Origin of the sequence: Xanthomonas albilineans (assembly GCF_002939705.1) — a bacterium.
In the GTDB taxonomy this organism is placed as follows: domain Bacteria; phylum Pseudomonadota; class Gammaproteobacteria; order Xanthomonadales; family Xanthomonadaceae; genus Xanthomonas_A; species Xanthomonas_A albilineans.
On record NZ_MDCB01000004.1, the window covers coordinates 155,833 to 178,043 of the forward strand.

Annotated in this window: 18 protein-coding genes and 2 riboswitches; of the genes, 3 read left to right on the top strand and 15 right to left on the bottom strand. The window is 64.2% G+C overall.

Going from position 1 to position 22,211, the window contains the following annotated elements:
- Positions 1 to 61 precede the first annotated feature (61 nt).
- Together dusA and XalbCFBP2523_RS05415 are read right to left on the bottom strand one after the other, a co-directional pair.
- Complete coding sequence (gene dusA / locus XalbCFBP2523_RS05410) at positions 62 to 1,081, bottom strand: tRNA dihydrouridine(20/20a) synthase DusA (RefSeq protein WP_045766590.1); 1,020 nt, start codon at positions 1,079 to 1,081, stop codon at positions 62 to 64.
- 162 nt (positions 1,082 to 1,243) lie between these two features.
- A complete protein-coding gene (locus tag XalbCFBP2523_RS05415; protein WP_045765107.1) occupies positions 1,244 to 2,194 on the bottom strand; it encodes a hypothetical protein in 951 nt (316 codons plus the stop codon).
- Between the two features lie 415 nt (positions 2,195 to 2,609).
- Positions 2,610 to 2,863, top strand: a riboswitch (cobalamin riboswitch).
- Between the two features lie 211 nt (positions 2,864 to 3,074).
- Between XalbCFBP2523_RS05415 and metE the strand changes: the two genes are divergently transcribed.
- Complete coding sequence (gene metE / locus XalbCFBP2523_RS05420; RefSeq protein WP_045765105.1) at positions 3,075 to 5,366, top strand: 5-methyltetrahydropteroyltriglutamate--homocysteine S-methyltransferase; 2,292 nt, start codon at positions 3,075 to 3,077, stop codon at positions 5,364 to 5,366.
- A gap of 227 nt (positions 5,367 to 5,593) precedes the next feature.
- Entirely contained in the window at positions 5,594 to 7,567 is a 1,974-nt protein-coding gene (locus XalbCFBP2523_RS05425) for a choice-of-anchor X domain-containing protein (RefSeq protein WP_045765104.1), read from the top strand.
- Positions 7,568 to 7,793: 226 nt separating this feature from the next.
- Here XalbCFBP2523_RS05425 and XalbCFBP2523_RS05430 read toward each other — a convergent pair whose 3' ends face one another.
- The 12 genes from XalbCFBP2523_RS05430 to XalbCFBP2523_RS05490 form a co-directional block, all read right to left on the bottom strand.
- Positions 7,794 to 8,669, bottom strand: coding sequence for an NAD(P)-dependent oxidoreductase (locus XalbCFBP2523_RS05430; RefSeq protein ID WP_045766589.1), 876 nt, complete (start codon positions 8,667 to 8,669; stop codon positions 7,794 to 7,796).
- Positions 8,670 to 8,730: 61 nt separating this feature from the next.
- Positions 8,731 to 9,828: an NADH:flavin oxidoreductase/NADH oxidase gene (locus XalbCFBP2523_RS05435; RefSeq protein WP_045766588.1), complete on the bottom strand. Its 1,098-nt coding sequence runs from the start codon at positions 9,826 to 9,828 to the stop codon at positions 8,731 to 8,733.
- 120 nt (positions 9,829 to 9,948) lie between these two features.
- Positions 9,949 to 10,812, bottom strand: coding sequence for an NAD-dependent protein deacetylase (locus tag XalbCFBP2523_RS05440; protein WP_045765103.1), 864 nt, complete (start codon positions 10,810 to 10,812; stop codon positions 9,949 to 9,951).
- Positions 10,813 to 11,257: 445 nt separating this feature from the next.
- Positions 11,258 to 11,590, bottom strand: coding sequence for a thioredoxin family protein (locus tag XalbCFBP2523_RS05445; protein ID WP_012914727.1), 333 nt, complete (start codon positions 11,588 to 11,590; stop codon positions 11,258 to 11,260).
- A 78-nt stretch (positions 11,591 to 11,668) separates the two neighbouring features.
- Positions 11,669 to 12,193, bottom strand: coding sequence for a flavodoxin (locus XalbCFBP2523_RS05450; protein WP_045765102.1), 525 nt, complete (start codon positions 12,191 to 12,193; stop codon positions 11,669 to 11,671).
- 56 nt (positions 12,194 to 12,249) lie between these two features.
- Positions 12,250 to 13,290, bottom strand: coding sequence for a ribonucleotide-diphosphate reductase subunit beta (locus XalbCFBP2523_RS05455; RefSeq protein ID WP_012914725.1), 1,041 nt, complete (start codon positions 13,288 to 13,290; stop codon positions 12,250 to 12,252).
- A 113-nt stretch (positions 13,291 to 13,403) separates the two neighbouring features.
- The gene (locus XalbCFBP2523_RS05460; protein WP_045765101.1) at positions 13,404 to 15,815 is read right to left on the bottom strand and encodes a ribonucleoside-diphosphate reductase subunit alpha; all 2,412 of its coding nucleotides are present in this window, start codon (positions 15,813 to 15,815) and stop codon (positions 13,404 to 13,406) included.
- Between the two features lie 180 nt (positions 15,816 to 15,995).
- Positions 15,996 to 16,214: riboswitch (cobalamin riboswitch) on the bottom strand.
- Between the two features lie 295 nt (positions 16,215 to 16,509).
- Complete coding sequence (locus XalbCFBP2523_RS05465) at positions 16,510 to 16,941, bottom strand: organic hydroperoxide resistance protein (RefSeq protein WP_012914723.1); 432 nt, start codon at positions 16,939 to 16,941, stop codon at positions 16,510 to 16,512.
- A gap of 102 nt (positions 16,942 to 17,043) precedes the next feature.
- Positions 17,044 to 17,502, bottom strand: coding sequence for a MarR family winged helix-turn-helix transcriptional regulator (locus XalbCFBP2523_RS05470; RefSeq protein WP_045765100.1), 459 nt, complete (start codon positions 17,500 to 17,502; stop codon positions 17,044 to 17,046).
- Between the two features lie 280 nt (positions 17,503 to 17,782).
- Positions 17,783 to 18,880, bottom strand: a complete 1,098-nt coding sequence (zapE, locus tag XalbCFBP2523_RS05480; RefSeq protein WP_045765098.1) for a cell division protein ZapE — start codon at positions 18,878 to 18,880, stop codon at positions 17,783 to 17,785.
- A complete protein-coding gene (locus tag XalbCFBP2523_RS05485) occupies positions 18,877 to 19,542 on the bottom strand; it encodes an alpha/beta hydrolase (protein ID WP_045765097.1) in 666 nt (221 codons plus the stop codon). Before XalbCFBP2523_RS05485 ends, zapE begins: the two co-directional genes overlap by 4 nt.
- A gap of 135 nt (positions 19,543 to 19,677) precedes the next feature.
- Complete coding sequence (locus tag XalbCFBP2523_RS05490) at positions 19,678 to 21,003, bottom strand: GTP-binding protein (RefSeq protein ID WP_045766587.1); 1,326 nt, start codon at positions 21,001 to 21,003, stop codon at positions 19,678 to 19,680.
- 80 nt (positions 21,004 to 21,083) lie between these two features.
- On the opposite strand from XalbCFBP2523_RS05490, the gene XalbCFBP2523_RS05495 reads away from it, so the two are divergent.
- On the top strand, positions 21,084 to 21,467 hold the full coding sequence (locus tag XalbCFBP2523_RS05495; RefSeq protein ID WP_045765096.1) for a MerC family mercury resistance protein: 384 nt from the start codon (positions 21,084 to 21,086) through the stop codon (positions 21,465 to 21,467).
- 144 nt (positions 21,468 to 21,611) lie between these two features.
- Here XalbCFBP2523_RS05495 and XalbCFBP2523_RS05500 read toward each other — a convergent pair whose 3' ends face one another.
- Positions 21,612 to 22,160: a DUF6624 domain-containing protein gene (locus tag XalbCFBP2523_RS05500; protein ID WP_146084041.1), complete on the bottom strand. Its 549-nt coding sequence runs from the start codon at positions 22,158 to 22,160 to the stop codon at positions 21,612 to 21,614.
- Positions 22,161 to 22,211 lie beyond the last annotated feature (51 nt).

The following is a 22,211-nucleotide window of genomic DNA, read 5'->3' on the forward strand; positions in this document are numbered from 1 at the left end:
GCCCGTGAATACACCATCAGCCCACCAGGCCCCGAACAAACGGTGGGTTTAGCGCCTACGATCAGGCCGCCACGCAACGCACGCCTTCGGTGACCGGCAGCGCCTGCTCCAGCAGCGCCCAGTCCGCACCAGACCGATGTGCGCCCTCACTGAGTACCTGGCGGAAGGCACGGCCACCAGGCTGGCCATGGAACAGCCCGAGCAGGTGCCGAGCGATGTACTTGAGCGCCAGCCCCTCGGCCAAACGCGCCTCCACGTAGGGCCGCAGTGCACGGAGCAATTCCGCGCGTGGTCGTAGCGCCGCGCCGGTCAGGGCGGCGTCCAGCCGATGCAACACGTAAGGGTCGTGATAGGCCGCCCGCCCCAGCATGACCCCATCGACCGCCGCGAACTGCGCCTGCGCCGTTTCCACGTCGGCCAGACCGCCGTTCAGCACTACATGCAATTGCGGACGTTCGCGCTTGAGCCGATAGACCCAGTCGTAGCGCAACGGCGGCACTTCGCGGTTTTCCTTGGGCGACAGGCCCTGCAGCCAGGCGTTGCGCGCATGTACGACGAAATGGCGGCATCCCGCCGCCGCCACGTGATCGACAAACGCCAGGAATGCAGCCTCGTCGTTGTCCTGATCCACCCCCAGCCGACACTTCACCGTCACCGGCACGTCCACCGCCGCCGCCATTGCCGCCACGCACTCGGCCACCAAGCCCGGCTCACGCATCAGGCAGGCGCCGAAGCGCCCGGCCTGGACCCGGTCGGACGGGCAGCCGCAATTCAAATTGATCTCGTCGTAGCCCCAGTCCTGACCGATCCGCGCGGCCTGCGCCAGCAACGCAGGATCGCTGCCACCCAACTGCAACGCCAGCGGGTGTTCGGCGGCATCGTAATCCAGCAGCCGTGCGCGATCGCCCAGCACCACCGCATTGGCATGCACCATCTCGGTGTACAGCCGCGCCGACGGCGCCAGCAGCCGGTGGAATACCCGACAGTGGCGGTCGGTCCAATCCATCATCGGGGCAACCGACAGGCGCAGCGATGCGGCGTAGCGCGCGGGCAGGTCAAGGGTTGGGGACGGGAGCGTGATCGGCACGGCGGGGCGGTGTTGTCGGCGGCACGCCGCAACGCTGAATCATTGACTTTGGGATCAATAGCTTACACCTTCGCCATGAACGCCGGCGGGGTGAGCGCGCATTCCCGCCGGAGATTGCCGCAGCCGGATCGACTGCGGCTTTCGCCGCTCCCACGGCTAATTGCGCAGGTAGAGCGTCTTGTTTCCAAAATCGATGACCGCCCCCGCGTTTACTAGGAAATCCGCTCCCAGCATCCCGCCCAGCGCCTCCCCAGTTGGGCGAGGCTGGCTCATATACGCATACTGATCCTCGATCCATGCATCCTGCGTGGGCTTGGACGACCAGTCCCCAATCCGCACAACAACCGGATGCTTGGTCAGATAAGCGTAATTTTGCGCCCCCTTGGGGCCCGACATTAGCTTGCTCTCCTCGGACTTTTCCACACCGGCCTGACTCGCGAATTCCGGGTCGATGTCGACTTCCCCGACCGTGCTGACGGTCATCGACCGCTCCACCGAGCCAAGCGCCGCTCTGACGGTATAACGCTCTTGCTCCTTGTCGAACTGCATGGGCACGGCCACATATCCCTTGGTCAGCAAGCTTGCACGCAGGGTCGACGTCTGCATGGCCTCGGGACTCACCAACACACGCTTGCCGGGATAATCCAGCACCACGCGATTTGCGGCGATCCATTTGATCCCCAGCATTCCCACGCCGTTTTTAGGCTCTGGCGTCTCGAAAACAGACACCGGCACGTTCACAGCGTTGGCCTTGCCCATCGTGAGCAGGTTCAATCTACCGCCGTCGAGTCCGAGCGGACTGAGCTTGCCCGGCTCCTGAATTCCGTAAGTCCCCCGATGTTGCAGATCCCCGACTCCTACCTCTTTAGCGACGCGATGGACCAACTGCATGTAAAACGACGCATTCGAATGCACCATCATCTGGTAAGGATGCCCGTTCAACTGCACGTTGATAACCGGGCGCGTGGCGCCACCGAGTTTGCGGTACACGAATGGCACCGTCGCCGACTTGTCCGCGGCCGGATCAGCCGTCGTGGCACCTGCGGTGATGGCCGCAACGAGAAGAGACACACACACGCCGGAACGGAGAAAAAGCGCATTGAGCATGAAAGGTTACCTGTGTTGGAAAGACGCACCCACCCGACGTGACAAGTCATGTAAGTTGCCGACCAAGACAGCACCCATCCGTGCGTGCGTGCGCCCATCGCAGCACTGCCAACATATCCGATGCAATGCAGGCCGCCCTGTGCCAATCGACCTATCGTCTCAGGCCTTTTCACTGCCATTCCATGCGCATAACAGTGCAACAGACTGCCCGATTGCAGAGACATCGCGTTTGACCCGGGGTGTTTTTCCTCCGCCAACTCTCAACCAATTCTTCAAACTTGAACAAACGCATGCTGCCGGCAACCGCGGCGCAATGGCGCACGAGCGGGTCGGTCGGTGCGTGCGTTGCCGGACCGACGCTCACCACCACGGCAGGCACCACGGCGATGGCGCTTGACCGCCGGCCAAATTCGGCCTATGGTGCGCTCGCCGAAGGTATCCATCGCTTCATTCGGATGAAGGGATGGATTTAAACGGGAATCCGGTGAAAGCGGGCGCCGCAAGCGCCCGCCCATTCCGGAGCTGCCCCGCAGCGGTGAATGGAAACGACCTCCGTCAATGGCACTGGGCCGGCGCATGCCGGCCTGGGAAGCGACGGACAGTAGGCGCGCAGCCGGTACGGTGCGCACGTCCATCAGCCCGAATACCGGCCCCGGCCGGAGGACAATGCGTCCTCCGATTCGACCTGGCACCTCCGCGGGGAGGCGGCTGGAACCGTGACGTGGCCCCGCGCCGCGCCGCGTCTTCCTCCTTCCCGCATGGTACCGGTTCGCCCGCGGGGGCGAAGGTCGCTGGTGTGGCGAGCGTTTCGTGTAAGCGGACGCGCGACGCGCGGTTCCTTCGTTCCTCAATGCCAATGAATGCAATGAGGAAACGCAACATGACGATCGTGACCAATCTCGGCTTCCCGCGCATCGGTGCGCGGCGCGAGCTCAAACGCGCGCTGGAACGCTACTGGCGCCGCGAAACCGACAGCGCGCAACTGCAGGACACCGCGCGCGAACTGCGCCAGCGTCACTGGCAACTGCAACGCGATGTCGGAGTGGACGTACCACCCAGCAACGACTTCAGCCTGTACGACACGATGCTGGACACCGCATTCTTGTTCGATGCGATCCCGCAGCGCTATCGCGCGCTCGCAGACGCCGACCCGCTGGCCGGCTACTTCGCAATGGCGCGCGGCACACAGGAAAACGGCCTGGATCTGCACGCGCTGGAAATGACCAAGTGGTTCGACACCAACTACCACTATCTGGTACCGGAGCTGGCGCGCAATCAGCATTTCCGTCTGCGCGGCGACAAGCCGCTGGGCGACTTCCTGGAAGCCAAGGCACAGGGCATCCTCACCCGGCCGGTGCTGATCGGGCCGGTGACGTTCCTGGCGCTGTCCAAGACAGTGGACGGTAGCGACCGCTGGGCGCTGTTGGATAGCCTGCTGCCGGTCTATGCCGAACTGCTGCAGAAGCTGCAAGCGGCCGGCGCGGAATGGGTGCAGATCGACGAGCCCGCCCTGGTGCTGGACCTGGACGAGGCTACACACGATGCCTACCGCCGTGCTTATGCGTTCCTGGCGGGGAAGCCGCGACCAAAGCTGCTGTTGACGACCTATTTCGGCGAGCTTGGCGACAACCTCGAGTTGGCAATAGGGCTGCCGGTGGACGGCATCCATGTGGATCTGGTGCGCGGCGTGGCGCAGTTGGATGCCGTGCTGAAGGCGCTGCCGGCTGACCGCATCCTGTCCGCCGGATTGGTCAACGGCCGTAATGTGTGGCGCACGCCGCTGGACAACGCGCTGACCCTGGCACGCTATGCCGCCGGCCATCTCGGGCGCGAACGACTGTGGCTGGCACCATCGTGCTCGCTGCTGCATGTCCCTGTGGATCTGCAGCAAGAAACCCGCCTGGATCCGGATCTGTTCACCTGGATGGCGTTCGCCAAACAAAAACTGCAGGAACTGCGCACGCTGGCCGATGCGCTGGACGACCTGCCGCAGGCACAGACGGCGCTCGCCGCCGCGCGCGATGCCCTGGCAGCGCGGCGCGCCTCCACGCGCGTACACCGCCCCGACGTGGCACAGCGCCTGGCCGCGCTGAACGAGGATGCCGGACACCGTCAAACGCCGTATCCAAAACGCAAGCAGGCGCAGCAGGCTGCACTGCAACTTCCGGCCTATCCGACCACCACCATCGGCTCGTTCCCACAGACCGAGCAGGTGCGCCAGGCGCGTGCGCAGCACAAGGCGGGCAAGCTCAGCGATGCCGAGTACGATGCTTTCATCGCCGCGGAAACCGAGCGTTGCGTCCGTATCCAGGAACAACTCGGTTTAGACGTGCTGGTGCATGGCGAGTTCGAGCGCAACGACATGGTCGAATACTTCGGCGAACAACTCGACGGCTTCGCCTTCACCCAATATGGCTGGGTACAGAGCTACGGTTCGCGCTGCGTGAAACCACCGGTCATCTACGGCGACGTGCAACGTCCTGCGCCAATGACGGTGCGCTGGTCGCAGTATGCGCAGTCACTGACCGATCGGCCGATGAAGGGCATGCTGACCGGCCCGGTGACGATGCTGCAGTGGTCGTTCGTGCGCGACGACCAGGAACGCGCACAAACCTGCCGGCAGATCGCACTGGCGTTAAGCGATGAGGTTCGCGACCTGGAAGCCGCCGGCATCGGCGTGATTCAGATCGACGAACCCGCGTTCCGCGAGGGCCTGCCGCTACGCAGTGCGGACTGGCAGGCGTATCTGGACTGGGCAGTGCAGTGCTTCCGCATCAGCGCGGCCGGCGTGCGCGATACGACTCAGATCCACACCCACATGTGCTACTCCGAATTCAACGACATCATCGAATCGGTGGCAGCGTTGGATGCCGATGTGATCTCGATCGAGACCTCGCGCTCGCGCATGGAGTTGCTCGATGCGTTCGTGCGCTACAGCTATCCGAATGCGATTGGCCCGGGCGTCTACGACATCCATTCCCCGCGCGTCCCCAGCACCCGGGAAATGGTGGAACTGCTGGACAAAGCCCGCGCGGTATTGGACCCGCAGCACATCTGGGTCAACCCCGACTGCGGCCTAAAGACCCGCGGCTGGCCGGAGACGCGCAGTGCGCTCAAGGCGATGGTGGAGGCGGCGCAGCAATTGCGCACGCAACACGCCCAGGCAGCGTGAGGTGACGATGCCCGGCGCAGCACTGCGCCGGGCATCATCGAACAGCCCTGTCTGCACACAGAACGATGACGACGCTACATCTTTTGCCCATCACAATCGGCCTGTTATAACGAGGCCGAATCACGGAGCGATGAGCATATAGCGTGCCCGGAGCCGTGCCGACGGTGGCGACATGCCGTATTTCCTGCATCCACATGTGATTCTCCCCCTCACCTGGAGAGAACATCATGCTAGTAAAACGTCCAAAACTATCCGCTGCTTGCATCCTGTGTCTCATCATTCCCGCCACCGCGCTGCAGGCGGCCGAACTGGTCCCGAAACAATTGGCCGGCCCGCCGGAAGAGTTCGCGCAGATGCGCGCGCCAGCGCCGGCAGAAACCGCAATCCTATCCAGAAGCGCGCTACTGCCAGTGGAATTCTCCCCTGCGCATAGCGGCAGCCCCGCGCAGTGGCATGCCACGCTGCCGGTGGAGAACGGCCAATTACATTTTCTCGTCCTCTCCGACGGACACGATTGGCAGCCCCGCCTGATCGCGCCAACGGCGACCAACGCGACCAACGCCGTGCTGACTCCCAGCGCGCAGACGAGTCGCCTGGGCACTGGCAACGCCACTGTGCAAACGCGCGATTACCACGTGGACAGCGCAGCCAATGGCGACTGGACTTTGACCCTGCAAGCGGACAGCAACACCGCGCAACGCGGCTACGTGCTGCTGGAAGGCGACGCACGCACCCAACTGGCCTCGTATCCGAGCGACCGCCGGCAACTGCAGCGCGGTCAGCGCATCGGCATAACGGCTTTGCTCAGCGGCATCGACGCACAAGGCGCCATCGCGCTCGGCAACAGCACCAGCGCAGGACGCATCGACAACGCGCAACTGCGGGTGATCGCGCCCGATGGCACGGTCAGTCAGTGGCCGATGGCCGACGACGGCCGCCATGGCGATGGTGCCGCCAGCGACGGCGTGTATGCCGGTGATTTCCCGGCGACGGCAAGCGGCACTTACATCGCGCAGGTGGTGGTACACGGCCACGACGCCAGCGGCCAGGCCTTCGTCCGCACCAGCGAGCATGTACTGCCGGTGCTGGACACGACCCTGCGCATCGCAACCGATGCGGTGGTCGCCAGCGCACAGCCCGGCACACGGCTAACCCTGCCGATTCCGGTGCGGATCGGAGGCGCTCAAACGCCGACGCACTATCGCGTGCTCGGCGAACTGTGGGGCACCGGCCGCAACGGCAAGGCGGTGCCGGTCGCCTGGCTCGGTGGCATGATCGCACCGCAGGACGGACGCTTGCCATTGAGCGTGGACGAACGCTGGATCGTGCGTGCCGACGCGCGCGGGCCATTCACCCTGCGCAATCTGCGTGTCGAGGATCCGGACAATTTCGTGCCTCTGGCCACGCATGACACGCTGGCGCTGACACTGCCGGCATTGCGCAGCGACAGCATCGCCCGCGGTGGTGCGATCGACGAGAGCATGCGCATGGGCGAACGCCCGGCGACCCTGCGCACAGTTGCCAGTACGGAACCGCAGGGAACCGGGCAGAAGTTGGTGCTGGTACACGGCTACTGCTCGGACGGCAAGGTATGGCCGCTGGAGCAGTTCACTAATGCGGCGCTGTTTTTGGACATCAACCAGAATCGCAGCAACGACCAATTCGCGCAGCTCCTTGGGCAGTTCGGTAGCCAATGGCATTCCTTCGGCACCATCGCGCATAGCCAGGGCGGCATGGCCGCGCTGCATCTGTACGCCTATTACTGGAGCGGCCTGGACAACGCCAGCGACGGCCTGCTGATGCAATCTGTGGGCACGCCTTACCAGGGCACGAATCTGGCCGGCATCCTGGCCGCAGGAGGCAAGTACTTCGGCCAGGGTTGCGGTTCCAACAGGGACATGACATACGATGGCGCCAAGGCATGGCTGGCCGGCATTCCCAATTCGGCACGTGCGAAAGTGAACTACTACACAACCTCGTTCACCAAGAAGCGGTGGTACGACAGCTACTGCGACAAGAGCACGGAAATGGTACTGAGCGATCCGAATGACGGCGTCGTCGAAAAAGTCAACGGACAGTTGCCCGGTGGCGTCAACATGGGCCACACCACCGGCGAATGCCATACCACCGGCATGAACTATCCAGCACAGTCACTGGATGCCAGCCGCAACGCGACGATGAACGCCAGCGCGGCACGCTGACCGTCGGGCGGAATCGGAGTGCGCCACGCTGGCGCATTCCGATTCCCCGGTCCAGCGCCCGGCACACCACCACCGGGCGCTGACCATTAAGCAGGATGCGGCTGTTCGACATAGCGGCGCACCATGCCTCGCTGCGTTCGGGCTCGATCAGCGCCAACCACCGTGCTTGCCACTCGACGCGAACATGATGTGTTCTACGTCGCCAAGACATACTGAAAATCGGTCTTTACGCCTGCCCAGCACGACGCGCAGCCACTTTGGCCAACGCCGACCAATCCAAGTCGCCATCGCCATGCGCGATCGCCTCGATGAACTGATCGCGCAATACCGCGGCCAACGGCATCGGCACATGTCCAGTCTCGCCCGCACTCAAGGCCAAACGCACGTCCTTCAACCCCAGCGTGGCCTTGAAGCCGGCCGGACTGTAACGCTGCTGCGCAATCATGTCGCCATAGATCTGGTAAGCCGGCGCGGCGAACACGCTGCCGCTCAACATGCCCAGGAATTCGGCCGCCTCCACGCCATGCCCGCGCACCAGCGCCGCCGCTTCGGCCATGGTGCCGATCGCGCTGGCCAGACACAGGTTGGCGGCCAGCTTGACCACGTTGGCCTGCTCCGGCGCCGCACCGAAGTACCATGTCTTGCGTCCAACCACGTCCAGCAGCGGCTGCACCCGCGCCAGCGCGTCGGCATCGCCGGCAGCGAGTAAATTGAGCTGGCCGGCCGCGGCGACCTCAGGACGCCCCAGCACCGGCACCGCCAGGTACGCGACACCGCGCTCGGCATGCAGCGCGCTAAGTTCGCGCGCCAGCGCAACCGAAATCGTGGCCATGTTGACGTGGACGCTGCCGGCGGTCAGTGCATCCAGTGCGCCGCGTTCGAGCAGCGTCTCGCGCACCGCCGCATCGTCGGCCAACATCGAGAACAACACCGGCCGGCACACGGCTTCGGCCGGTCGCGCGACCAGTTGCGCGCCAGCCTCGACCAACGGCTGCGCCGCGCCCGCACTGCGGTTCCAGACGGTCAACGGATGCCCGGCGCGCAACAGATTGTGCGCAATCGGCTGACCCATCGTTCCCAGGCCGAGAAACCCAATATTCATTGCATGCTCCTTGAAGGAATCCAGAGGCTGACCACGACTGGCATGGCCCAGCCCAAGCGCATCATGCATCGAACAGGCTGCGCGCCGCATAAGGCGCGCAACGCATGTACTGCGGTGCCGGACGCAAGGTGGCGCCCAGCGCCGCAGCGGCATGCCAGGGCCAGCGCGGGTCGTAGAGAATGCCGCGGGCCAACGCGATCGCATCGGCGCGGCCTTCGGCCAGGATGGCTTCGGCCTGCTGCGGTTCGGTAATCAGACCCACCGCGATCACCGGCATGTCCACAGCGCGATGCAACGTCTCGGCCAACGGCACTTGGTAGCCGGGCGCGACCGGAATCCGCTGGCGACGGTCCAGTCCGCCACTGGACACATGCAAATAATCGCAGCCCTGCGCCTGCAACGCCTGCGCCAGTACCACGCTTTGAGCGACGTCCCAGCCGCCTTCGACCCAATCGGTGGCCGAGATGCGCACGCCCACCGCAATCGTGGACGATACCGCCGCACGCACCGCTGCATGCACGCGCAGCAATAGGCGCATGCGGTTGTCCAAACTGCCGCCGTAGGTGTCTTCGCGCAGATTACTCAGTGGCGAGAGGAACTGGTGCAGCAGGTAGCCATGCGCAGCATGCAATTCGATCAGCGCGAAACCGAGTCGCTCGGCGCGCCGCGCCGCAGCAACGAACGCGGCGACGATCGCCTCGATAGCCGCCAGGTCCAGCGCCTGCGGCGGCGCGTCATCGGCAGCGAAGGGCTGCGGCGATGGCGCCACGGTCTGCCAGCCATTCGGCTCGGTCGGCGCGATCGCAGCGCCGCCGTCCCAGGGCCTGTGCGTGGAGGCCTTACGCCCGGCATGAGCGAGCTGGATCCCCAGCGGCATCGGCGACCAACGCCGCACGGACGTCAACACCTCGCGTAACGCCGCCTCGGTGGCGTCGTCCCACAGCCCCAGATCGGCCGGCGTGATGCGCCCGCACGGCTCCACCGCCGTGGCCTCCAGGATCAGCAATCCGGCACCGGACTGCGCCAGTTGCCCCAGATGTTGAAGATGCCAGTCATTGGCACGGCCGGCATCGGCGGCGTACTGGCACATCGGCGCGATCACGATGCGATTGGACAGCGACAACGGCCCCAGTGCGAGGGGCGAAAACAACAGGCTCACGATGGCATTCCGCAAAAGGCGCCCGCACGATCCGGGCAAACAGCTATTGCACGCCTACAACGGCGACCGATCAACCACTGCCGATGGATCAGTTCGTGCTTGGATTCGCAACACATCGGGCTACGCCAAGCCAGCAGCCGGATACAGGAACGCCAGCGCCTGCGCGCACGGCTGGTTCACCTTCAGATCCAGCAGATCGTCAGCGCGGGTACGGCCCAGATTGATCGCGGCAATCGGTACGCCCGCCTTGGCCGCAGCCTGCACGAAGCGGAAGCCGGAATAGACCATCAACGACGAACCCACCACCAACATGGCGTCGGCCTGCTGTAGGTGCGCGAATGCGCTGGTCACCCGCTCGCGCGGGACATTTTCGCCAAAGAACACCACGTCCGGCTTGAGCATGCCGCCGCAGTGCGGACACGCCGGCACCACGAACGCGGCGAAGTCCACGCCATCCAGATCGGCATCGCCATCGGGCGCCTGCCCGGCCTGCAGCGTCGCCCAATGCGGATTGTGCTGCAGCAACTGCTGCTGGAACGTTTCGCGCGGCATGCGCCGCTCGCACTGCATGCAACGCACCACATCAAGACGGCCGTGCAGGTCGATGACCGCGCGGCTGCCGGCGGCCTGGTGCAAGCCATCCACGTTCTGAGTCAGCAGCAGCGCGACCTGCCCGCGCGCCTCCAGGTGCGCCAATGCGGCGTGCGTCGCGTTGGGCTGGGCATAGCCGAAGCGCGGCCAGCCGATCAGGCTACGCGCCCAATAGCGCTGCCGCGTCGCCAGCTCGCCCATGAACGCCTGATAGGTGACCGGTGGCGTGCGCTTCCACTCCCCGGCGACGTCGCGGTAATCGGGAATGCCAGAATCGGTGCTGCAGCCGGCGCCAGTGAGTACGAACAGGCGACGGTGGCGCACAACGAACGCCTCCAGCGCGGTGGTCACCGCATGCGTGGGGTCGGACGGATCCTGCAGCAACTGGGGCATGGTGCAGCTCCCGGGAATGGTATGGGGCGCTGCAAGGCGTCAGCCGAGCCGATCGACGACGCTACGCCCGTCTCTATCTTTAGCATGCGACGCGCAAACGCAAGTCCCCTCGCCATCGCCGCAGACGCGCGCGATGCAGCGTTGCGCTGCGGCGCCAGACGATCCCACCCCGTCACTGGGCCTGCGCAACCGCACCGGGGCCAGCGGCGGCGTGCCGACGTGAGGCTGTCGGTGCATCGCGCTGAACAGCGATCCGACGCGAGCATTGACAAACGTTGACGCCGGCATGAGCGCACCTTCAATGCGACATCGTGCCAGACCAGTTGCAGGATGCGCTGCGGTCCGGACACCTACTGAAACGGTGGCGACACTTCACAGCAGCAGCGCTGCTTGCACGACAGACCAGGCCGTTAACGACCAGCGGCAGCGCGCACGCGCGGCAGACTCACCCCAGGTGTGTGCGCACCGCTTCGTCGATCTTGGCTGGCGGCACGAAGCCGGGCACACGCGCCACTTCCTCGCCGTGGCGGAACAGCATCAGCGTCGGGGTCTGGCGCAAACCCTGAGCACGGAAGAAATCTTCGCCCACGTCTTCCATTTTCACCTTGAGCAAGGTCAGGCCTTGCGCGCTGTCGCTCTCGGCGAAGCGCTCCAGCGATTTGTCCAGCATGCGACAGCCGGGACAATTGTCCTTGTTGAAATCGGCCAACACGCGCGGGTGCGCGGCGAGCGCATCGGCGAATTGCTCTGGGCTGGAAACGGTGATGGTGGTGAGCATGCAACGGAACCTCGTATGGCGCGTGACGCACGGCGCGGCAACGGCCAGCGCTAGAGCGGAAAGAGAAAATTTGCGGAATCAACCGCTGCCATGCACCGGCAACGCCGCAGCACTGACCTGACTGGCCGCCGCGGGCGCGGCGGCGCGCGCGGCGCGCAACGCCAGCACCTGCGCGCACCAGGCATCGATCGCCGCCACATCGCGCTCGCCATGCGGCATCTGCTCGATCTCCAGCAGCGGATAGGCACTGTCGAAGAACCGCGCAATGCGCTTGACCGCACCGCAATAGTATTCCAACCCCCACTGCGTCTCGCCGGTGCCGAACACCGCAACCTCGGCATGCCGACCAACCGCTTCGACCAATTCGGCGATGTAGCGCTTCATCTCAGATGGGGTGCGCCCGGCGTTGTCGGTCCAACTGCCGAGCAAATGCAGATCGAAACCGGTGGCGCAGGACGGATCGCCGAGTACGCCGTGCAAGGTTTGCAGATCGGTGTGGATCCAGGTCACTTGGTGACCAGCGGCCTCGCACTGCGCATGCACGCGGCGGGCGACGTCGCGGGTGTTGCCGCTGAGCGAAGCGTAGGCGAGCAGGATCTGCATGATGATAGGCGTGCAACAAACAACGCGCGTGGTGTGGCGGACCACGCGCAGTCCGCTTACAGGTCGTCGAAACCGTTGTCCGAGTTGGTCTTCTTGTAACTGGCGTTGCGCATCTCGAAAAAGTCGGTCTTGGTCTCGGTGAAGTTGTCGGCGTAGGCCTTGATCCAAGGCATCACGTTGTCGCTGGCGCCGGTGTACAGCTTCTCGATGCCGAGCATGCCGGACATCTTGTTGGCACGGTACTTCACGTACTGGATCATCTCGTCCACGTCGATGCCCTCGATACCGTCGAGCACTTCCGAGGACCACTCGGTCTCCAAGCGGATCGCATGTTCGAAGGCCTGGTGCACGTAGTCGGTCAGTTCGTTGGTCTGCAACTCGGCGTTCTCACCGATGATGGCGCGGATCAGCTCGCTGATGAACTTGGTGTGGGCCAGTTCGTCGCGGTTGATGAAGCTGATGATCTTGCCGGTGCCGGTCATGCGGTTCTGCCGCACCAGGTTGTAGAAGTAGGCGAAGCCGGAATAGAAGTTGATGCCCTCCAGGATCGAGGACTGGATCAGCGAGCGCAGCAGGGTCTCGGCGGTCTTCTCGCGCATGAAGTCGTCGTAGGCCTGCATGATCGGCTGGTTGCGCGCGACGATGGTCGGATGCGTGCGCGCGATTTCGAACACGCGGTTCTGGTCGGCCAGGCCGGCAATCGACGCCAACACGTAGGAGTAGCTCTCGTTGTGGATCACCTCCTGCTGGCCGATGATCGCGGCATTGGCGTGCGCAGCCGGGTCGGTGATGTATTCGGCGACGTTGTAGATGAAGCGCGTCTGCGGCGAATCCAGCGTGGCCAACAAGCCGATGATCGAGTCGTAGGCGTTTTTCTCGCGCGCCGACAGTTCGCCGTACTGCTTGGCATCGCCCTTCATGTCCACTTCGTCGGGGATCCAGAAATTGGTCGACAGTTCCTTGTACGCCCGATAGAAGGACGGGTACGGGATATCGTTCCAGTTGAGGATGCCGCTGGTGGTGCCGTTGATGATGCCGGTGGACCGGTTGGGGTGCAGCGGTTCGAGAATCTTGATGCGATCGAGCGCGATGGCCATGAGATTTACTTCGGAAATCGGGTGAACGGCACCGACATGCGGCGCGACGGAAACACGCCACGCGCACCGGGACATCCCTGGCACGCGCGGCGCTGGGCGCTAAGCGCCGGCGATCAACTGGAGCACCACTCGCATTCGCTGATGTCGATGTCGTTGGAACGCACGTAGTAGGTGGTCTTCAGGCCTTCCTTCCACGCGGTCATGTGCAAGTCCAGCAGGGTGCCGGCGCGAATGCCGCTGGGCACGTAGAAGTTGAAGCTGATCGATTGATCGACGTGGCGCTGACGGCGGGCGTTCTGGCGCACGCTGGCGAACTGGTCGACCTTGTAGGCACCCTTTTCGTAGTACGGATAGGTGTCCACCGTCAGCCCCGGCGCCACCACCGGGCGACGGAAGTCCTTCTTCTCTTCGTAGTAGAACGCGCTGTAGATCGGGTCGATCGAGGCGGTGGAACCGGCGATCTGCGCGGTGCTCATGTTCGGCGCCACCGCCACCATCCAGGCGTTGCGCACGCCATGCACGCTCACCTGCGCGGCCAGTTCCTGCCACTGCGCACTGTCGTAGCCGCGCTTGCTGAAGTACTCGCCGTTCTGCCAGTCGCTGCCCTTGAACACCTTGTAGGCGCCCTTTTCCTTGGCCAGCGCCAGGCTCGCCTGGATGGTCAGGTAATTGATGCGCTCGTACAGCGTGTCGCTGTAGTCCTCGGCCTGGCGGGAGTTCCACTCGATGCCCTTCTGCGCCAGCAAGTGGTGCCAGCCGAAGGTGCCCAGGCCAATCGCGCGGTACTTCTGGTTGGTGATGGTGGCTTGCGGCACCGGCAGGTCGTTGAGGTCGATGACGTTGTCGAGCATGCGCACCTGGACCCGGATCAGCCGCTCCAGAATGTCCGGCGACAGCAGATCCGGCTGCGCGGTGACCGCGCGACCCAGATTCACCGAAGACAGGTTGCACACAACGAAGTCGCCGGCCTGCTTGGTGGTCACGATCTGATCGCCGCTGATCATCTCCTGGATGACCCGGGTCGGGCTCATGTTCTGCAGAATCTCGGTGCACAGGTTGCTGGAATAGACCATGCCCTGGTGCTTATTCGGGTTCATCCGATTGACTTCATCGCGATAGAACATGAACGGGTTGCCGGTCTCCAACTGACTGACCATGATTCGCTTGAACATGTCGATGGCCTTGACCACCTTGCGACCGATGCGTTCGTCGGCCACCACTTCCTCGTATTTGGCGCGGAAACTGCCTTCGCCACGCTTTTCATCGAAGAAGTCCTGCAGGTACCAGCCCTTGACCTCCTTCACCTCGTACGGGTCGAACAGATACCACTCGCCGCGGCGCTCGACCGCTTCCATGAAGATATCCGGCACGCACACCGCAGTGAACACGTCGTGCGCGCGCAGGCGCTGATCGCCGTTGTTCAGGCGCAGATCCAGGAACGCCTCGATGTCGCGGTGCCAGATGTCCAGGTACACGGCGATGGCGCCCTTACGCTGGCCGAGCTGGTCCACCGACACAGCGGTGTTGTTGAGTTGCTTGATCCACGGCACCACGCCGCCGCTGGAGTTCTTGACCCCACGGATCGCCGAGCCGGAAGAGCGCACGTAGCCCAGGTAGGCGCCGACGCCACCACCGTGCTTGGACACGCGCGCCACGTCGGTGTTGGAGTCGTAGATGCCTTGCAGGCTGTCGTCGACGGTGTCGATGAAGCAGCTCGACAGCTGCCCGCCGATCTTGCCGGCGTTGGACAGGGTCGGGGTGGCGACGGTCATGTACAGGTTGGACAGCGCCCAGTACGCCTCGCCAACCAACTGCATGCGCCGCTCACGCGGCTTTTCATCCTGCATCAGGTACAGCGCGATAGTCAGCCAGCGCTCCTGTGGCAGTTCGTAGACCTTGCGCGAGTTGTCGGTGGCCAGGTAGCGCGTCGCCAACAGGTACAGGCCGTTGTAGGCGAACAACTTGTCGCGTTCGGGATCGATCATCCGGCCGGCCTCGGCCAGCTCTTCCTTGGAATAATTCTTGAGGATGTCGATCGAATACACGCCGCGATCGGCCAGGCTTTCCTGCAGGCCAACGTAGGAGCCGTACTTCTCGCCGGCATCGTAGAAACGGTTCTTGCTGGCGCGCTTGTACAGGCGATCCAGGTACAGACGCGCGGCAAAGTATTCCCACTCCGGCGTGGCGATGTCCACACGCGATTCGGCTTCGCGAATCAGGTAGTCGACCATCTCGTCGGCGGACAGGCTTTCCTTCTTCTCGATGAAAGCAAACGCCTTGCGCTCGTAGTCGCTCACATCCAGCTGCGGGAACTCGGCGTGGATCCGATCCAAAGTGCGCTGCAGGCGCGAACGGTCGAAGGCCATGCGGCGGTTGCCGCCGTCCTTGACGATCCAGGTGACGGCGCGCTGATCGTTGCTCGGCTCGCTGCTGGCCGTGGTGGGCTGCGCGATGGCGGCGGCGGTCGTGGAATCGACGGTGTCGTCGATGGAAGCGGCAGCCGGCAGGCTGTGGGTCTGACTCATGAACGTGTCTCCAAGCGTGATGCACACAGCCACCCGCCCCCCCCTCAGGCAGCGGTCCGACCGAATCGGCGGAGGGATACGGTGTCGCGGAGAAGCAGCAGCGCAGGCGGCGCCTGCGAGCGGTCATCTGCTACACCAACCATCTCCCCCCGGAGACACTAAAGTCGGCGCCACGCGGTGTGCTTCACGCGGCTGTCGGCAGGTCTTCGGGCTGATAGGCCGCGCGGCGACTGGGCAGTTCCGAACCCGTCGCTCGCCAAGGCGGGAGCCTCAGGCAGTGAAGGATCGTTCCCAATGACCGCTGCGGCACAGCACCGACGTTGGCGCTCACACGCCACGCCGGCTTCCCTTTTGATCCCGTGGCGAGGTGCCGCAGGAACCGACAACCCCAAGATAGTGGGGTGCAATAGTGACGTCAACGCTAAATGTAGGTGCAATCACGAAAAGCTAAGCCTGCCAATGGCTTGCCTGCGTCACCCGCCTCCATCACCAGGATCGAGGCCGTGATGGCCTTGTGAAACAACCAAGGAACGGAGCCAAAACGGGGATGCGGCGGGCTGTCCGCACAACGCAAGCGGGCGGCCGATGGCCGCCCGCTGCAAGGGACAAACGTCTGCCCGGCGCTACCGCCACGGGCAAAGGACATCGCAGTGCCGGATACCGCCGCCGTGCGACGGGTCGGGACACCCCTGACTCAATCGACCACGATCAGATTCACATCGATGTTGCCGCGGGTGGCATTAGAGTACGGGCATACCTGATGCGCCTTATCTACCAGCGATTGCAGCGCCGCACGCTCCATGCCCGGCACCGCGATGCGCAGTTCCACGGCGATGCCGAAGCCACCGGGGATCTGGCCGATGCCGACCTTGCCTTCGATGGTCGGTTCGGCCGGCAGCTTGAGCTTGTCCTGACCGGCGACGAACTTCATCGCGCCGAGGAAGCAGGCCGAATAGCCGGCCGCGAACAGTTGCTCCGGGTTGGTGCCGTCGCCGCCGGCGCCGCCGAGTTCGCGCGGGGTCGACAGCTTGACGTCCAACGTCTTGTCGGGGGTCACAGCGCGGCCGTCGCGGCCCCCGGTGGCAGTGGCGGTGGCGGTGTAAGCGATGGTGGTCGGTGAAGCCATGGTGATACTCCTTACGAAGGACGACGCCGTAGCGTCAGGGATGGAGAGAGTCGAACACCGAGTAGGACGCAACAAAATCGGCGAATTGAACGCAGGCGACGCTCAAGACGCGACCAATAATTTGCCGCGCACGTCCTCCAGTTCGTGTTTCAAACGGGTCAGTTGCTCCAGATCGCAGGCGACCGCGCACAACACACGCTCCGGCAACACCTGCGCCCGCTCGCGCAGGGCGTGACCGCGTTCGGTCAGTGCGACCACCACCCGACGCTCGTCCTCGGTGGCACGGCGGCGGGTCAGCAGGCCGAGCGTCTCCAGGCGCTTGAGCAATGGGGTCAGCGTGGCCGAATCCAGGAACAGGCGCTCGCCGATGTCCGAGACACTGCGCTGGTCCTGTTCCCACAGCACCAGCATCGCCAGATATTGGGGATAAGTCAGGCCCAGCGCGCGCAACAACCCCCGGTAGAGCTTGTGCATCGCCAAGTTGGCCGAATACAGCGCGAAGCACAACTGGTTGTCCAGCCGGAGCAGGTCGGTGGCGGCAGTGGAGGGGAGCGGGTTCATGTGCCACATGATAAATAGTACGCTATTTAATAGCAAGCGATATTTATGCGATACAATCCTCACTAATGCAATACCGCGACGGGCAGATCCACGCGACTGCGTCGTGTGGGCGGCGCAGCTACCAGGCCATGGACGGTCAGTCGCCCGCCGCCGCAGGGCGCCGCCGGGCCGGCGCACGACACCCACTGCATCCGCGCCACCTGCCAGACAGCGGCATCTCTGATGGGAAAACGCAGGTCCATGCTGCCCGCTGTTACCAGGCGGCGCGGATGCGCCGCACTCAGGCGCGGTGCGCGGCCGCCAGGTACTCGGCGCTCTGCATTTCGATCAAGCGCGAGGCGGTGCGTTCGAACGCGCCGGCCAGGCGCTCACCGGTGTACAGCAGCGGCGGCGGGTCCTGCGCCGTGCAGACCAGATTGACATGCCGGTCGTACAACTCGTCGATCAGGTTGACGAAGCGCCTTGCCGCGTCTTCGTTCCCGCGACCGAAGTGGGGAATGCCGCCGAGCAGGAGAGTGGTGAACTCGCGTGCGATTTCGATGTAATCATTCGGACTACGCGGCCCCTCGCACAACGCGGCGAAATCGAACCAGACGATACTCTTGCCACGTGCACGCACCGGGATCTTGCGCGCTTCGATCTCGATGTTGCCGCGGCGCGCCTCGGCGTTGCCGGTCAGCTCGCTCCAGCGTTGTTCCAGCCATGCGTCGGCCTCCTCGACCAACGACGTGCGGTATACCGGCGAGCGCGTCAACGCGCGCATGCGGTAGTCCTCGGCGCCTTCGGCGTACAACTCCACGCAGTACTTTTGCAGCAGCGCGATGACTGGCAGGAAGCTCGCGCGCTGCAGGCCGTTGAGGTAGAGATTCTGCGGCGCGGTGTTCGAGGTGGTCACCAGGGTGACGCCCTCGGCGAACAAGCGCTCCAGCAATCGTCCAAGCAGCATCGCATCGCCGATGTCGGTCACGAAGAATTCGTCCAGCACCAGCACCCGCAAGCGGGTGCGCCACTCCTGCGCGATCCTAGCCAAAGGATCGCTATGCCCGGCCTGCTCGCGCAAGCGCTCGTGCACACCGCGCATGAAGCGGTGGAAGTGCGTGCGGTACTTGCGCTCGATCGGCAGGCCATCGTAGAACAGATCGACTAGGAAGGTCTTGCCCCGCCCCACTCCACCCCAAAAGTACAAGCCACGGACCGGCTCGGACTTCTTCCAGAACGCCGCCATGCGATCCAGCCAGCCGGATTGCTCGCTGTCCACGATCACCCTGTGGAGACGGTCCAGTTCGGCCAACGCGGCATGCTGCGCCGGATCGTCGCGCCAGTCACCGCGCGCCACACCATCGGCGTAGCGCTGCGACGGTATTGCCGCCGAACTCACGCCTGTGCCGCCGGCAACCAGCCCTTGACCGCGTGCTGCAAGGCACCGCGCAGATCGATCAGCTTACGATGGAAGAAATGACTGGTATCAGGCATGCGTACCAGTTGCGGTGGCGACGGCAACGTCTCCAGCCAAGCGTATACCGCCTGTGGATCGACGATTTCGTCGGCATCGCCCTGAATCACCAACCACTGCGGCGGCGGCGCCACACGATCAAAATCCCAGCGCCCGACTGGCGGTGCGATCGAGATCAGCACCTGCGGCTGCAGCGCGGCGCTGACGCGCAGCGACACATAGGCACCGAAGCTGAAACCGGCCAGCCACAGTGCATCGTGCGGACGCTGCGCGCGCACCCAGGCGGCCACGGCGGCCAGATCCTGCTGCTCGCCCACGCCATGATCGAAGCTGCCGGCGGAAGCACCGACGCTGCGGAAGTTGAAGCGCACCACGCACACGCCGAGTTCGCGCAGCGCGCGTGCGACCATCGTCACCACCTTGTTGTGCATGCTGCCGCCCTCGGTGGACAGCGGGTGGCAGACGATCGCGGTGACTGGCAACGCGACGACATCGGCATCGGGTAGGTCCACGGCGGCCTCGATCGGACCGGCCGGGCCGTGCAGGGTCAGCGCAGCAGAGGCGGTGGGAAAAACGGGAGATGTCATCCCAACATCATACCGGGACGATGTGCAGACCACATGCGCACGTGATGCATGCAGCGTTCTTTTTCGAACCGGATCGTGCACCTGGCGTACGGCTGTCCTGACTGGACGATGCCGCGTGCTGGCGCCGCTCCAGCCTCAGCGACGCCAGGCCGGAAACGGATCGTCCAGCCCCTGCCACGCCACCGGACCCTGCCGCAATTCGGCATCGTCGAGCAGACAGGCATCGAGTTCGGCGCGCACCCGCGCCTCGTCCAGGCCAACCCCGATCACGGCCAACTCCTGACGGCGATCGCCCCACAACGGATGCCACATGGCGCGCAACGCGGCGTATTCGCGCGCATCGCCAACCTCCTCGGCCTGCGGCGGCGGGGCGTTCCAACACGCGGTTTGTTGCCGCTGCCAACCCAGCTCGGTGTACGGCAGCGGCGACGGCGGCAGCACCAACGGAGTTTCCAACAAACCCTGGTCCACGCGCTCGCGCGCGGCGTACCAAAAGCCAGCGGCTTGGGTCTGGATCGCCGGACCGACGATCGACAATTCGCCGACCCAATCCATGCGGCTAGCCAGCCAGAAAAAACCCTTGCTCCGGATCACATCGCGCAAGCCACGCTGGGTCAGGTGCGCAAAGCGCAGCGGATGGAACGGACGCCGTGCGCGATACACGAAGCTGCCGATATCGAACTGCTCGGTTTCCGGCGTATGTTCGCCGCGCAACGCCTGCATCCAGCCCGGCGCCAGTTGCGCACGCACGAAATCGAAACGACCCGTCTCCAGCACCAAGTCCAGCGGCACATCGCCGCGACTGGCCTCGACGATGCGCGCATCGCGGTTGAGTGCGCGCAGCACCGCCCGGGTGCGGTCGAGCATGACCGTATCGGCCAGATCGCTCTTGCTGATCACGATGACATCGGCGAACTCAATCTGCTCCACCAGTAAATTGACCAGACCGCGATCGTCGTCGTCACCGGCCTGCAGACCGCGATCGGTCAGACGCTCGGCCGATGCGAAATCGCGCAGGAAACTCACCCCATCGACAACGGTGAGCATGGTGTCCAGCCGCGCGACGTCGGCCAGACCGTGCCCATCGGCATCACGCATGGCGAAGGTCGCCGCCACCGGCATCGGCTCGGAAATACCAGTCGACTCGATCAGCAGGTAGTCGTAACGGCCACTGTCTGCCAGACGCTGCACCTCCTGACGCAAATCGTCGCGCAGAGTGCAACAGATGCAGCCGTTACTGAACTCGACCAGCGTTTCCTCGGTGCGGCTGAGCGCGGCGCCACCCTCGCGCACCAGCGCCGCATCGATATTGATCTCGCTCATGTCGTTGACGATCACCGCCACCCGACGCCCCTCGCGGTTGCGCAGCACGTTGTTGAGCAGCGTGGTCTTGCCAGCGCCAAGGAAACCGGACAACACGGTGACGGGAAGACGGCGGTCGGAGACGGCGGAGATGGACATGGCGGACATCGGCGTGAGACGCGCTCAGGTGCGCTTGAGAATGTTAGTCTATAACGCAATAAGTGCCCGAACAGTTGCCAGTGAAATCCTTGCCGCAACCCTTCCTCGATGCATCCGCAATGCTGCTGTCCGGGTTGTGCCTGCTGCATTGCCTGGCATTACCGTTGCTGGCCACAGCCCTGCCGCTGCTCGGCACCTGGGCGCAGGCCGAGTGGGTGCATTTGTTGTTCGTCGCCATCGCCGCGCCGCTGGCTGGGCTGGCGCTGTGGCGCGCACACCAACATGAGCCGCTGCCCTGGCCGCTGTGGGCCTTGGCCTTACTGGGGCTGGCTGGCTTGCTAACCGGTGCGCTCGATCTTGCCGGCAAAGACAACGAAACCCCCATCACCGTTGCCGGCAGTCTGGCCCTGGCCAGCGCACACCTGTGGAACTGGCGCCGGCACCGGCGGCATTGCAGTTCCTGAACCGAACGCTCATGACGCACACGCCGACGCAAATCAATTGCTGTTGTACGTACTCGCAGCGACCACGACGCACGCTACAGCCGCAAGGGCATCAACCCTAGAGTTTGGCGCCGTTGATCGACATCGGCAGGATGATCGATGGGGCTAAGGCACCCAGGTCTTATCGACCCGATGGAACTGGCTACCGTAGACCTGGGGCTTTTTCAGGTTGATCCGCACACGATCCACCAGAAGCGAATACGCCTTGTGGTCGATGCCACCGGGGAGATGGGACGGGTTCAGTCGTTTGAGCATCTTTTGCTGCAACGCGGGATCGGCATCTGCGTGCTGAAGCATCAGCCAGGCCGATTGCACACCCTCCTCGCCGACTTCGGCGGCGGTAGGGAAGTGCGCTGAAAGCACGGCGCGCAGGCGAGTCAAATTGGCCGCGTCCACCTTCTGCATCTTGGCGAATGCCTTCGAGTCGATGACATCGCCATCCGCCTGCCAGGCATTCCGGGCTTGCTGGTCACGATCAGCCATGGATTTCAGTTCGTCCCGGAGCGCGGGCCTGGTCGGCGCTGTCGCCGCATGGCCGGTCACCTGAGTGGCCGCTGGCGTTTCATGCTGATCTTTACCATGCCGCGGCATCGGGGCAAGCCGTCCTGATAATGACGAAAGGATAAGCACAGCAGGAATAATGAGGGTGCGCATCCATGTGACCCTCAAGCAATCAGGGTGTAAACGCATGCGACACCCGGCGGC

What these genes read in the sequence shown, in the direction of transcription:
- XalbCFBP2523_RS05485 (WP_045765097.1), bottom strand. Translation starts at nt 19,542, where the DNA reads ATGACATCTCCCGTTTTTCCCACCGCCTCTGCTGCGCTGACCCTGCAC.
- XalbCFBP2523_RS05440 (WP_045765103.1), bottom strand. Translation starts at nt 10,812, where the DNA reads ATGCCCCAGTTGCTGCAGGATCCGTCCGACCCCACGCATGCGGTGACC.
- XalbCFBP2523_RS05430 (WP_045766589.1), bottom strand. Translation starts at nt 8,669, where the DNA reads ATGAATATTGGGTTTCTCGGCCTGGGAACGATGGGTCAGCCGATTGCG.
- XalbCFBP2523_RS05450 (WP_045765102.1), bottom strand. Translation starts at nt 12,193, where the DNA reads ATGCAGATCCTGCTCGCCTACGCTTCGCTCAGCGGCAACACCCGCGAC.
- XalbCFBP2523_RS05490 (WP_045766587.1), bottom strand. Translation starts at nt 21,003, where the DNA reads ATGTCCATCTCCGCCGTCTCCGACCGCCGTCTTCCCGTCACCGTGTTG.
- XalbCFBP2523_RS05500 (WP_146084041.1), bottom strand. Translation starts at nt 22,160, where the DNA reads ATGCGCACCCTCATTATTCCTGCTGTGCTTATCCTTTCGTCATTATCA.
- metE (WP_045765105.1), top strand. Translation starts at nt 3,075, where the DNA reads ATGACGATCGTGACCAATCTCGGCTTCCCGCGCATCGGTGCGCGGCGC.
- XalbCFBP2523_RS05445 (WP_012914727.1), bottom strand. Translation starts at nt 11,590, where the DNA reads ATGCTCACCACCATCACCGTTTCCAGCCCAGAGCAATTCGCCGATGCG.
- XalbCFBP2523_RS05465 (WP_012914723.1), bottom strand. Translation starts at nt 16,941, where the DNA reads ATGGCTTCACCGACCACCATCGCTTACACCGCCACCGCCACTGCCACC.
- XalbCFBP2523_RS05460 (WP_045765101.1), bottom strand. Translation starts at nt 15,815, where the DNA reads ATGAGTCAGACCCACAGCCTGCCGGCTGCCGCTTCCATCGACGACACC.
- XalbCFBP2523_RS05470 (WP_045765100.1), bottom strand. Translation starts at nt 17,502, where the DNA reads ATGAACCCGCTCCCCTCCACTGCCGCCACCGACCTGCTCCGGCTGGAC.
- XalbCFBP2523_RS05415 (WP_045765107.1), bottom strand. Translation starts at nt 2,194, where the DNA reads ATGCTCAATGCGCTTTTTCTCCGTTCCGGCGTGTGTGTGTCTCTTCTC.
- XalbCFBP2523_RS05425 (WP_045765104.1), top strand. Translation starts at nt 5,594, where the DNA reads ATGCTAGTAAAACGTCCAAAACTATCCGCTGCTTGCATCCTGTGTCTC.
- XalbCFBP2523_RS05455 (WP_012914725.1), bottom strand. Translation starts at nt 13,290, where the DNA reads ATGGCCATCGCGCTCGATCGCATCAAGATTCTCGAACCGCTGCACCCC.